Here is a 12196-nt window from a genome sequence, read left to right as displayed (position 1 = left end):
GGTAGGTGCCGGAGCCCGGAGCGTTGGCGCGAACTTGGTGATCTTGTCCAGTGCCATGGTTGTTCGGGCGGACTGGATGGTCCTGAGGGTGGGGATGATCGGTTGCCAGCTCGCGGCGGCACCGTCGTGGTGACCAACCCGGTTGACGTGCTGACACGTCTGTGCGCGGCGGTCTCCGGTGCACGGGTGTACGGCGTCGGCAGCGGGTTGGACACGGCCCGCTACCGCGCCGTTCTCGCCACCGCCTACGACGTGCCCGCCGAACGGGTCGCCGGCGATGTGATCGGTGAACACGGCGACGCCGCCGTGTGCTGCCTGTCGTCCACCCGCATCGACGACAAGCCGGTCAGCCCGCACGACCCGCGGACCCGCGCGGCGATGACCGCGTTCCGGACCCGGCCCACCACGATCCGGGCCGGGATGGGCCGGATACGCGCCGGCGCGGCCGGTGCGGTGCTCTCCGCGTTGCGGGCCGTGGCCGGCGGCGTTGACGCCACCGTGCAGCTGTCCACCAGTTACGGCGCGGACCGGGCATGGCTGGGGCAACCGGTCATGTTCACCGCCGGACAGGCAACCGTGCGGCTGCCGCCGCTGACCGAAACCGAGCAATCCCTGCTCGACGCGTCCAACGACAAACTGATCAGAATCTATCAATCCATCACCAACGACAGTGAGGAAACCAGATCGTGTCCGTAACGGAGTCCGAGGTCCGGATCGACATCGCGGACCTGTCCGCGCGAGTCCGCACCAACGACCACGATGTCGCGCAGTGGGTGTGCCGGTACTTCGGCCAATGGTGGCGAGCCGGACGAACACTCGCCGACACCATCGGCCACGACGTGGACGTGACCGCGCGCATCGACCCCGCCAGGTTCGACGAGATCGCGGCCCGGGTAAACGAGTCGGACCATGACACGGTGCTCTACGCGCGCAAGGACATGCGCCTCATCCGCACCGACGGCGAGATCCTGGGCTACGGGGAAGACCACGTCGCGTACGCGGTGTCCGGCGACCGGGTCGAGATCGTCGGCACGGACACGGTCACGGTGGCCTCGGCCGCGTGCCGGCTCGCCCGCGAAGCGCTGCGCGGGCTCCTCGCGGCCTCCGGGTGGGTGTTGCTGCACGCCTCCGCCGTGGTCCGCGACGACCGGGCGGCGTTGGCGTTCGGCACCAAAGGCAGCGGGAAGACCGCGGTCGCGTTGCAGTTGGTGACCGCGACCGGCGGCGCGTTGCTCGCCAACGACCGGGTCTTCGCCCGCGCCAACGACACCGGCACCGTGACAGTGGCGCCATGGCCCGCCGCCGCCGCGATCGGGTTCGGCCTGCTCGACGCCGCGGACTGGTACGACCAGGTCGCCGCCGCCCGCGACGAACTCCACCCCTCCACAACCAGCGCGGTGCTCGACGCACTGGCACAACGGGACCGGGCCCCGATCCGCCAAGGAAACCGAGAGCTCAAACCGCAGCTCTACCCCGACCAGCTCACCGGCCTGCTCGGTATCCCGCTCGCCACGAACGGCACCGTCGACGTGGTCCTGTTCCCTTCCATCGACGCGACCCGCAACCCCGAACTCACCGAAGGAGGCCGCCAGATCGGTGCGGACGACACCTTCTCCGGCAAGGAAGAAGACCGCTACCCCAACGTCTTCGACCTCCGCACCCCCGAAACCGACCATGCCAGCACCGCCGTGTTCGCCGCGCTCAACGCACTACCGAAGCTCACCGTGGCACTCGGACACGACACACGCGCGAACACCGACCTACTCGGCAAGCTCTCCTAGACACAGTGCGCCACCTCGTCGGCCTGACGATCACATACCGTCTAATGGTGGCATGAAGCAGAGCGTGTCCCGGTCAGCATCGCCCCGCCGCACGCGCACGATCGTGCTCGTCAGCCTGGCGGTCCTCGGCTTGGCGGGCGCGGCGTTCGTCCTGTGGCGGCCGCTCATGATGTCCGCTCCGACCTGCATGGCCGGGCGGTGGCACGGCTGCTTCGACACGGAGAACGGTGTGCTGTTCATGATGCTGGCCGGGCTGCCGTTGGCCGGGCTGGTGGTGTGGTTTCTGGCGCGCCGTCGGCGGGCCGCCGGTGTCACCTCGGCGTGGCGGCTGTCGCTGGCCGAGGTGGGCATGGTCTACGGGACGGTGCCGTTCGTCTGGATGACCACGATGCCGGGGTCGGGGGCAGGCATCGTCCCCGGCCGGGTGAGCCTGGTGCCGTTGCGGGATCTGGTCACGATGGGGCCGATCGGGATCGTCGGCAACCTGTTGATCTTCGCGGCGCTGGGGTTCTTCGCCCCGATGCGGTTCGCGGCGCTGGCGTCCGTGCCGCGCATCCTGGCGCTCGCGGCGGCCTGCTCGGTCCTGGTCGAGACGGCACAGTACGTCCTGCGGCTGGACCGGGTGTCCTCCGTGGACGACGTACTGGTCAACGCCGCGGGCGCCGGGCTGGCCGCGCTGGCGTCACGCCGCTGGTGGCGCACTGCGGCGGAGGCGCCGTCGGACCAGCCTCGCCACGCGCCCGGCCTGGCAACGTAGAGCCGTACCCCTCGTCACCGCTCGGTGGAACTCCGCGCTCGTCCGAATCGGCGTCGAAGAGCGATTCCGGTAACTGTCAGCAGACTGGCGCGAAGGAGCATCGCCAGTACAGACGCTCCGGTTGTTGCCAGGCTGAACTCCTCGGCTTCTGGTTCGTTGTTGGCGTCGGTGTGGGAGTCGAGGTTGCCGTGGGGGTGGGGGCCGGCGGCGATGGCTGCGCGCCGACTACTTCGAATGCCGTGGTCGCGGTGTTGTTGCGGGTGTCCGACTCGGGGAAATCTCCGCTGATGACTGCCGTGATCTCCACGGTCGTGCCGATCAGCGAGGCATCAGCGGACACGGTGACGGGCAGTACGTCGTCCTGGGCGGGGGCCAGAGGTCCTTCCGCATCGCAGGTCTCCAGTTCGACGATCCGACGTCGAGCCGACGCCGGCCCGGCCTTCTCCACCGAGGTCAGCCCTGGTTCCTGTCCGGCGTCGACGAGGGCCTGTCGGCGCCAGGTGTAGATCGTCTGGTCGCTGATCTGCAGATCGTGCGCGCCCTGGGCGACGGTGCGGCCGCCTTTGAGCAGGTCAAGGACCTTGCCGCGGAACTCCGGCGGGTAACTCCTGGGCATGCTGACCTCTCCTGGGGGTGATCAGCATGAAGTCCAGTAACCCGACTCCGCAAAACCCAGGGCACATCAGTTTGTTATCTGGTTCCCGGTTTACGATTACCGGGTGGTCGTCGCGTGTGGACCCGACTGAGGCGACCGCGCCGGTCTCGGCGAGACGCTGGGGGGTAGCGAATCGCTCGGTACCGCACTCCGCGGTCGCTGTGGTGCACGAGCCCGGCCGGTCCCGGGCTGCGCGTGCCGACTCCGGCCGGGCCCGCCTGGCCTCAACCACCGAGCGGGTCGCCCGCTCACGTGACTCATCCGGGTAAGTGACCGCTCGCCCGATCCTCGGCCACCCTGGGACGCGCGTTCTCGACGCCAGAGGACCCGGATCGCCGCCGCCGGTTCCGGACACCACCGTCCCGGCGTGCCCGGTCGACCGGCCCTGACCACCGCTTTTTCACAGGACATAGATGTCCGGTGCGCGGTCCTGGCCTGGTGGGCGTGGTGCGTGCCACTGTCAGCGACACGTTCGAAACGTCGAGAACCTGGCGGGTGCGGCCACCGCGGCAGCCCGCCGGGACACGTCCGATCTGGACCGACGCTCCGGACGGCGTGCGGGCGGAGTTCTTCGCTTCGCCGACTCCGCCGTGAACCTGAATGAGGAGTATCCGGGATGACTGATACGAACACCGCGCAGATGGTGGTGGATTTGCGGGCGACCGATGATGCGGTGCGCGCCAAGGGTTGGGTGGCGCCGGGGTTGGGTGTGCCGGGTGCTCCGCTGGGGTTGCTGAGTTCGTCGATGAACCCGCTGGGCGCGCTCGCCGCGGCGGGTCTGTCGTGGTTCATGCCGCTCGTGTCGTTCCTCGGTGAACCGCTCACCCAGCTGCAGGGCGGCGACGGCGCTTCGGTCTCGGCGGGTTCGGACGGCTTCGGCACCGCGGGGCAGGACATCGCGGGCGTCGCCGACGAGTACCGGGCCTCGGCCAACGCGCAGACCTCCGGCTGGTCGGGCGCGGCGGCGTCGGACTACCGCGAGTCCGCCGCGCAGCACGCGGAGGGTGTCGCGGGTCTCGGCGAGGCGAGCAACACGACCGCGAGCGCGATCATCGGTGCTGGTCAGGTGGTGGCGCAGGCCATCGCGGAGGTCACCGAGCTGATCGCGGAGGCGGTCTCGCAGATCGTGCCGATCATGACCCAGGCCATCGCGCGGGCCGGGGAGACCTTCGGCCAGAGCGTCGTGGAAGCCATCCCGCCATGCGTGGCGATCGCGGTGGAGTACGCGCTGAGGATCGCGGCGAAGCTCGCGGCATTGCTGGCCAGTGGCGACAACCTGATGAAGCTCGTGCAGGGCGGGATGGCCATCGTGGAGCTGATCCAGACGGCGCTGACGAGCATCAGCCAGCAGAGCCTCAGCGCCGACGCCTCCGCCTCGGTGTCCAACGGGCAGGGCACGATGCAGGCCAGCGCCTCGGGCAGCGTGGACCCGGAGGGCTTCGCGGCCTTGGGGAACGTCCAGGGCTCGGCGCCGGCGTCGGCCGCGGGCGGGTCCGGCGGCGGCTCCGGCGGCGTGCCGGCCATGCCGAGCGGGGGCTCCTTCGAGGGCAACGTCTCGCGGACGCCAACGACGTCCACCTACTCGTCGGGCTTCACCCCCCAGCCGCACATCGCCACGCAGGACACGCCGCGCCCGCTTGGCCAGACCGGCGGCGGCAGCGGGGGCTCCGGTGGCGGGCTGCCGATCGGGACCGCCAGCGGTGCGGGCGCGGGTGCGGGCACAGGTGCCAAGTCCCGCGGCGAATCCAGTGTTCGTTTCGGCGCCGGCCGTGGTGGCGGCACCGCGCCCCAGGAGAGCGGACAGCAGTCCGGCGGTGGCTCCGGAAACGGCTCTCGGGGGATGGGCGCCATGCCGATGGGCGCGATGGGCGGCATGCGGCCGGGCGGCGACGCTGACAAGGATCACCAGCGGAGGTACCCGCTGATCGAGGAGCAGCACGACGAGGTCTTCGAGATCGACCGGCTCGTGCAGGACGATCTCGAACCCGAGCTCCCGGCCGCCGAGCCGAGGGCCGTGAACCGTGACGACGAGTACTTCACCAACCCACCGGAGATCACCCGATGACCGACTACTTCGACGTTGACGCCTCGCAACTCCAGGGACACGCGGGCAGCGTCGGTGACATCGCCGACCAGCTGTCCACCATCGGCGGGCGGATGCCGACGGGCCTCGCCGACCTCGCGCTCGGCCTGTTCGGCCAGTTCATGATGGGCGGTTTGAAGGGCGCGATGTCCCAGGTCACCGACACCGTCGGGACCGCGTCGTCCTCGGTGTCCGAGCTGAGCTCTGGCATCTCGCGCACCGCGGCCGTCTACCACGGTACCGACGAGAACAACGCAACCAACCTGACGCAGCAGTACCCGGGCTGACCACGTCGCGCACCGCCGACCCGGTCCCGATCGGGTCGGCGGGTGCGGCAGTCATGACCAGTGGAGATGCAATGAGCGGATTCACCGTCAACATAGAAGCTCTCGAACAGTGCCGCACCGAGGTGTCCGGCCAGGTCGGGCCGATGGCCGCCGCCGGAGACGACCTGCCGGCCGGCCTCAGCGCAGGCACGTTCGGTGACCTCGAAGGAGCCGGGGCGCTCGCCGACGCGATGAACGCGTTCGCCGAGGGCGTCGGCGCCGAGATCGCCGCGGCCAGCGAGCGGCTCACCCAGGTCGCCGCCGCGGTCGAGGCCGTCATCGGCACCGTCCGCGAGACCGACATGAACAGCGCCCGGTGCCTGACCGCGGCATGAGACTGGCTGAGGTAGATACACGATGACGCACAAGGACGAGGCCAGCACTCTGCCCGGCAGCGCGCCGGAGCTGGCCACCATGGCCGACCCGGTCTACGTCACGGCCGACGGCGGGGTGTTCGACGATCTCGGCACCAGGTTCACCGAGGCCGGTGGCAGGACCGCGGTGGCGACGAACAAGGTCAAGTCGGTGATCGGCGACGTCGACGGCGCGTGGGACGGCGCGTCCGCCGACAGCTTCGTCGAGTACATGAACGGGTTCACCACCGCCGGGATGTCGCTCACCGACGCGCTGACCAACGCGGGCTCCGACATGCACAACGCGGATGGCACGGTGCAGGGTGCGCGGGACGCGCTGGAAGGGGTGTTCGCCAACCTCGTCACCGAGGTGCAGGCGATGGACTGCCCGGCGGAGGAAGGCGAATACGAGAAGGACATCAGCGAGGTGGTCGAGCGTTACCGCCCGCAGGTCGCCGAACAGGTCGATCTCGCGCGCTCGGCGATGACGGACGCCGCGTCCGCGCTGTCCGGGCTCCTGGAGAGCATCAACCCCAAGTTCTCCACGATGCCCGACCCGAACACCGGCACGTTCACGCCGAACGGCGGCGGGCCACTGGAGTGGATCCCGACCGAGCCGCCCCAGCTCGGGCCCGGCAACGGGGAACCGGGCGGCGGGGAACCGGGTGGCGGCGAGTCGCCAGGCGGCGGAACCCCGGGTGGTGAGACGCCGCCGGGTGAGACCCCGCCGGGTGGCGAAATGCCGCCAGGTGGCGAAACGCCTCCGGGTGAAACGCCAGGCGGTACGACGCCGGGCGGTGCTCCGGGTGGTGAGACGCCAGGCGGTGCTCCGGGTGGTGAGACCCCGGGCGGAACCCCTGGCGGGGAGGTTCCGCCGGGTGAGGAGGTGCCGCCAGGTGGCGAGGTCCCGCCGGGTGGAGAGACCCCGAACGGCGAGACCGAGGGCAATATCCTCGACGCCGCCCGGGGCGAACTCGGCTACGAGGAAGGTCCCGGCAACGAGAACAAGTACGGCCCGTCCGCGGCGTGGTGCTCGTCGTTCGCCACGTGGGCGTGGCGTGAGGCCGGTGTGGACATCCCATCCCTGCCGTTCACCGGCGACGTCTACACCTGGGGCGAGGAGCGTGGCCTGGCCTACGACGCGGGCAACCTCAGCCAGGCACGCCCCGGTGACGTGCTGCTGTTCGGCACCGGCCCGGAGTCCACGGAGACCAGCACCCACATCGGGATCGTGGAATCGGTCAACGGCGACCAGGTCACGTTGATCGAGGGCAACTCGGGTGACCGGGTCCAGCGGGTCGACCACAGCCTGTCCGGAGGAGAGTTCTACGGAGGCGTGCACCCGCAGTGACCTGGATCGGCAGAATCTCGTTGCGGTACCGGCATTCCGCGGCGTGAGGTCGTTGGCTGACGGTGCGAGGGGCGCCGTCAGCCAACGCGATTGGCCGCGCTCTGACAACCCGGACGGGTAGAGCGCGGCCAATCGCGGGTTTCGGGGTCGGGGTCCGCGACGCGGCCCGGAAGCGGTTGGACAGATCGGTTGGATACTGACGGGGAGTATCGCTTTTCCTCACCGTCGGCTGATGGTTCGCCCTGATGAGGGTGGTCGCCGGTCGTCACCTTCCTTCCCACTCGTGGAGTAGCGCCCTTGCGCCATACCCGGATGTGCAATGACCACTCGATCGAGTGGACGTCCGGTGCTGGCGAATGACTGCGGTTGCGCCGATTATCGAAAACTTGGAGCCTGATATTCGGTAACTCATCGAATTTGACGAACAAGCGGAGGCCATGATGGCTGGAAAAACAGCGGATCCCCTCGAGATGAAGATTGAATACGAGTTCGACAAGCTGGACGGTAACCGTGACGGCTACGTCGAATGGTCGGACTACGACGCCCTGGTCGGCCGTTACAAGAAGGTGGCGAGCGTCAAAGAGGACGACCGCCGGGTCAGGGCGCTCGAGGCGTTCTACCGGATGCACTGGCTGGAACTGCTGCGTCATGCCGATACTCACGAGGATCGCTTGTCGAAGGATCAGTTCATCACCGCGACCCGTCTCGCCACATCCGACGAGAATCGGCTCAACGTCAGCGATGTCGGCGCGCACGTGATTTTCGATCTCATCGACGTCGACGCCGATGGCGCGATCAGCAAGAAAGAACTCACGCGCTTCCTCGACCACGTCTGGAAAATCGACCAGACCGACGCGATGTACAGCCTTGACGCGCTGGGCGCCAACGGTGGCAGGATGATTTCGCGGGACGAATTCGTGAGTGGCATCAGCGAACATCTCACGTAGTCGCGCCGGCCTGCCGAACGGGCGCGCCGATGCGGTCGTTGTCGGCGTCCGAGGTCGAGTCGGCGAACGGGTTCGAATGAGTGCGGGGTGCGGTTGCGGTAGCTCGTTCGCCGCGGCCGCACTGCCGTCACCACCGCACGAGCACCCGCTCCAGCCCACCTACCACCAAGCCCTCCCGGACCGCCAAGGTCTCCGGTGGCTCCGCCAGTTCGAGCGTGGGCAGTCTGCGCAGAAGCACCCGGAGCACGGTTTGCAGCTCGACCCTGGCGAGGGTCTGCCCGACGCAGGAGTGCGGTCCGATGCCGAACGCGAGGTGCGGGTTCGGGGTGCGGCCAAGATCCACGCGGTCGGCGTCGGCGAACGTACGATCGTCCCGGTTGGCCGCGCCGATGCTGCACACGACCGCCGTGCCCTCGGTCAGCGCGCGGTCGCCGATCTCGAGGTCGGCGGAGAGGTAGCGGGGAATTCCGAAGCCCGGGTTGGGATCGAAGCGCAGGATCTCCTCGACGGCGGTGCGCACCAGGCCGGGATCGGCGAGCAGCCGCGCCCACCGGCCCGGCTCGGCGAGCAGGTGCGCGACCATCTTGCCGATCATGCCTGCCGTCGTCTCGTACCCGGCCACCAGCAGTCCCTGGCTGGTGGCGATGAGCATCTCGTCGGAGAGCAGCCCGTCGAACTCGTCGGTGAACCGGATGAACTCGCTGATCAGGTCGTCGCCGGGGTCGGCTCGTTTGGCGGCGATGTGCTTCGCGAAGTAGTCACCGAACTCCGCCTGCGCGACATCGATCTCCGCCTGGGTGTATTTGGTCATGCTGAGCATCGTGTCCGACCAGTACGCGAACCGGTCCCGGTCGGTGTCCGGCACCCCGAGCTGGTCGCAGATCACCGCTGCCGGCAACGGAAACCCAAGGGCGGGCAACAGGTCCACCGGTGCACCACGCTCGATCATCGCGGTGACGAGCGACTCGGTGGTCTCCTCGATGCGCGGCTGGATGGCCTGCACACGTCTCGTCGTGAACGCCCTGCTGATGATCTGGCGCCAGCGCTGGTGCAGGACGTCCTCGGTCAGTGCCTCACCGAAGACCCCGCCCTCCTCGTTCGCGGTGACCCGCGCGGCGTCAGGGGCGACGAGGTGCCGGGTGAACCGCGGGTCGGAGAGCACCCGCCGCACGTCGTCGTACCGGGTGAGCAGCAGCGCCTGGTCTCCACTTGGCCACCGCACCGGCGCGACGGGCTCGCCGGCCCGCAGAGCCGCCCATTCCGGCGGCGGGCCGAGCGCGTCGGGCATGCGGAACGGATAGGTGGGCACTGCATCGCCCATGAAGACTCCTCGTCGAGGCTGACCCTCCACCAATGTCGCGTTAGGACGATAACGGCATGCCGATGCCCTCGCGAGCCAGCGCGTGCGTGGTCAGCCCGCCTGCGCGAGGTAGTGGTCGAGCAGGCTGTGCAACGCACGCCGCATCAGTGGGCGGTCGAGCCCGCGTGCGTTACCCCTGACGTAGGCCCGCACCAAGGGGTGCAGCCGGTAGCGTCCCGGCGCGGTCTGCCGCAGCAGCCGGGCGTCGACGAGGTCCTCGAGCAGCCGGTCTGCCATCGGGACGCTCACCTCGGCGAGCGCGGCCGCGGACGGCGGTCGCACGTCGGTCCCGAGGTGAAGGCCGAGCAGGTCGAGCATCCGGCGCTGGTCGTCGCCCAGCGCCGTGCGGGACACCGCCAGCGCCGTGGCGAGGGCCGGCGCCATCGAGGCCAGCTCGGCGAGCAGCGTGCGTTCGTCGGCGAGGCGCCGCACCAGATGTTCGACCGTCCACGTGGGACGATCGCGGAGCCGGTCGGCCGCGGCCCGCACCGCGAGTGGCAGTCCGCCGCACAGCCCGACGACGGCGGCCACCTGCGTGCCGGGTTCGTCGGTTCTGTTGCTCACCGCGGCGAAGAGGTTCGCGGCGTCGTGCTGGGGCAGCACGTCGAGGGACAGCGGAAACGCCTGTCCGAGCCCGGGAAGTCCGCGCCGGCAGGTGACCAGGACGCGGCTCGTGCCCGCACCGGGCAGCAGCGGCAGGACCTGGTCGGCGCGGTGCGCGTCGTCGAGCACGACGACCACCCGCCGGCACGCGACCGTCGAGCGCCAGAGCGCGGCCCGTGCCTCGGTGCCCAGCGGGATCGCCGCGGCGGGCACGTCGAGCGAGGCCAGCAGCCGGGCCAGCGCCTCGGCGGCCGGCAGCGGGGGCGTTTCGGGGGTCGAACCGTGCAGGTCGAGGAACAGCGCGCCGTCCGGGTGGTCCGCCGCGAGGCGGTGCGCCGCGTGCATCGCCAGCGCGGTCTTGCCGACCCCCGCCATGCCGTCGATCACGACGACCCGGTGGTCCGAGGTGAGTTCGGCGAGTTCGGTCGTGCGCCCGATGAACGGCGCGGGGGCCGAGGGCAGCTGGGCAGGCGACGCGGCGGGCATGACGACTGTCGCCGGCTCGTCGCCGAGCAGCCGCAGGTGCAGTTCGCGAAGCTCGAGGCCGGGTTCGAGACCGGTGGTGTCCACCAGCGCGGTGCGCGTGCGCCGGTAGACCTCGAGCGCCTCCGCCCGCCTGCCACACCGGTACAGGGCGAGCATGAGCAGCACGGCCCGGTCCTCGGCGAGCGGGTCGTGCGCGAGCAGCGCGCGTAGTTCGGGCAGCAGCTCGGCGTGCTCGCCGAGCGCGAGCCGGGCGCGCAGCAGTCGCTCGTGGAGGTACTCCCTGCGCGCCTCGAGCCTGGTGGCCTCGGCGTCGAGCAGCGGACCGGCCGCGACGTCGGCCAGCGCGGGCCCGCGCCACATCGCCAGCGCCCTGGCCAGGTGCGTGCTGGCCGTGTCGGCGTCGGCCGCCCGTTCGCCCGCCGACGCGTGCTCGGTGAACTCGGCGAGGTCGAGTTCACCCGGCAGGACGGTGACCACATGACCGTCGGCACCGGTGCGCAACCGGGACGCCGGTTCGCCGGGCACGTGCAGTGCCCGCCGCAGGCGGGTCAGGTAGGTGCGCAGGTTGGAGCCCGCCGAGCTCGGCGTGTCCGTCCACACCAGACGCAGCAGCGCTCTGCTGCCCACCTCGGCGTTGGCGTGCAACAACAACGCGCCGAGCACGGCACGCTGCCGGGGGCCGCCGAGCGTCGCGGGCCGGCCGGCCACCCGCATCTCGACCGGGCCGAGCACCCGAAACTCCACTTGCGACGTCACGTGAGCGACTATATGCGGATCGTGTGCGCCGTCATATGCCCCGCTTCGGTGAGACTGCTTCAGGACACGACCACGGAGGAGAGCACCCTGCATGTCGCTCACCGAAGAGACGTATGAGCGGAACGGGTACCGAAGCGGGGTGGAGCTGGTCCCGATCACCGCGCTGCGGGCAGGTGATTCGCCTCGGCTCGCGGGCGAGAGCGCGGACCACGTCCGCACCCTCGCGGAGGCGGAGGTGCCGTTGCCCCCGATCGTGGTGCACCGGCAGACCATGCGGGTGATCGACGGCATGCACCGGCTGCGGGCCGCGGCGTTGCTGTCCCGCCACGAGGTCGAGGTGCGCTGGTTCGACGGCGACAAGGACGACGCGTTCGTGGTGGCCGTCGAGGCGAACACGGCCACCGGGCTGTCGCTGTCCACAGCGGACCGCAGGGCGGCCGCGGCGCGCATCGTCACCACCCACCCGACCCGTTCCGACCGCTGGGTCGGCGCCGTCACCGGGCTCGCCGCGACCACCGTCGGCGCGATCCGCCGCTGTTCGACCGTCCCCGGTGGACAGTCGAACAGCAGGCTCGGCAGGGACGGCAGGGTCCGGCCACTCGACGGCAGTGGTGGCCGGCTGCTCGCCGCCGAGCTGATGCGTGCCGACCCCGATCGGTCGCTGCGGGAGATCGCCCGCGCAGCAGGCATCGCCCCGTCGACGGCGCTCGACGTCCGCAACCGCCTGCGGGTCGGCGC

The 12196-nt window shown here is 70.2% G+C and carries 12 protein-coding genes; 9 read left to right on the top strand and 3 right to left on the bottom strand.

Annotation, left to right across the window (positions count from 1 at the left end; translation table 11 throughout):
• Window positions 1–102 precede the first annotated feature (102 nt).
• From WBA97_RS39220 to WBA97_RS39210, 3 genes are read left to right on the top strand one after another with little or no spacing between them, the layout of a single operon-like run.
• Window positions 103–696, top strand: a complete 594-nt coding sequence (locus WBA97_RS39220) for a hypothetical protein (protein WP_424236195.1) — start codon at window positions 103–105, stop codon at window positions 694–696.
• On the top strand, window positions 687–1781 hold the full coding sequence (locus WBA97_RS39215; protein WP_424236193.1) for a hypothetical protein: 1095 nt from the start codon (window positions 687–689) through the stop codon (window positions 1779–1781). The genes WBA97_RS39220 and WBA97_RS39215 overlap by 10 nt, the downstream gene beginning before the upstream one ends.
• Window positions 1782–1833: 52 nt before the next feature.
• Window positions 1834–2538, top strand: a complete 705-nt coding sequence (locus WBA97_RS39210) for a VanZ family protein (RefSeq protein WP_424236191.1) — start codon at window positions 1834–1836, stop codon at window positions 2536–2538.
• Window positions 2539–2614: 76 nt separating this feature from the next.
• Here WBA97_RS39210 and WBA97_RS39205 read toward each other — a convergent pair whose 3' ends face one another.
• Window positions 2615–3154, bottom strand: coding sequence for a transposase (locus tag WBA97_RS39205; protein WP_424236190.1), 540 nt, complete (start codon window positions 3152–3154; stop codon window positions 2615–2617).
• A gap of 655 nt (window positions 3155–3809) precedes the next feature.
• Between WBA97_RS39205 and WBA97_RS39200 the strand changes: the two genes are divergently transcribed.
• The 5 genes from WBA97_RS39200 (at window position 3810) to WBA97_RS39180 (ending at window position 8253) form a co-directional block, all read left to right on the top strand.
• The gene (locus WBA97_RS39200; RefSeq protein WP_424236188.1) at window positions 3810–5258 is read left to right on the top strand and encodes a WXG100 family type VII secretion target; all 1449 of its coding nucleotides are present in this window, start codon (window positions 3810–3812) and stop codon (window positions 5256–5258) included.
• Window positions 5255–5563, top strand: coding sequence for a type VII secretion target (locus WBA97_RS39195; protein WP_424236186.1), 309 nt, complete (start codon window positions 5255–5257; stop codon window positions 5561–5563). Before WBA97_RS39200 ends, WBA97_RS39195 begins: the two co-directional genes overlap by 4 nt.
• 71 nt (window positions 5564–5634) lie before the next feature.
• Window positions 5635–5937: a hypothetical protein gene (locus tag WBA97_RS39190; RefSeq protein WP_424236185.1), complete on the top strand. Its 303-nt coding sequence runs from the start codon at window positions 5635–5637 to the stop codon at window positions 5935–5937.
• Window positions 5938–5959: 22 nt separating this feature from the next.
• Window positions 5960–7306 (top strand): CHAP domain-containing protein, encoded by a 1347-nt coding sequence (locus WBA97_RS39185; protein WP_424236183.1) that lies wholly within the window; start codon window positions 5960–5962, stop codon window positions 7304–7306.
• A gap of 470 nt (window positions 7307–7776) precedes the next feature.
• Window positions 7777–8253: an EF-hand domain-containing protein gene (locus tag WBA97_RS39180; protein WP_424236182.1), complete on the top strand. Its 477-nt coding sequence runs from the start codon at window positions 7777–7779 to the stop codon at window positions 8251–8253.
• Between the two features lie 127 nt (window positions 8254–8380).
• Here the strand turns inward: WBA97_RS39180 and WBA97_RS39175 are convergent, their stop codons facing one another.
• Window positions 8381–9574: a cytochrome P450 gene (locus WBA97_RS39175; RefSeq protein ID WP_424236181.1), complete on the bottom strand. Its 1194-nt coding sequence runs from the start codon at window positions 9572–9574 to the stop codon at window positions 8381–8383.
• Window positions 9575–9664: 90 nt separating this feature from the next.
• On the bottom strand, window positions 9665–11458 hold the full coding sequence (locus WBA97_RS39170) for a BTAD domain-containing putative transcriptional regulator (RefSeq protein WP_424236180.1): 1794 nt from the start codon (window positions 11456–11458) through the stop codon (window positions 9665–9667).
• Between the two features lie 91 nt (window positions 11459–11549).
• On the opposite strand from WBA97_RS39170, the gene WBA97_RS39165 reads away from it, so the two are divergent.
• Window positions 11550–12196: ParB/RepB/Spo0J family partition protein (locus WBA97_RS39165; RefSeq protein ID WP_424236179.1), on the top strand; the 647-nt coding region annotated here is incomplete at its 3' end.

The sequence above is a fragment of the Actinophytocola sp. genome (assembly GCF_049647105.1).
In the GTDB taxonomy this organism is placed as follows: Bacteria; Actinomycetota; Actinomycetes; order Mycobacteriales; family Pseudonocardiaceae; genus Actinophytocola.
Note: the sequence above shows the minus strand (reverse complement) of the source record. Positions and strands in the feature narration are given on the sequence as shown.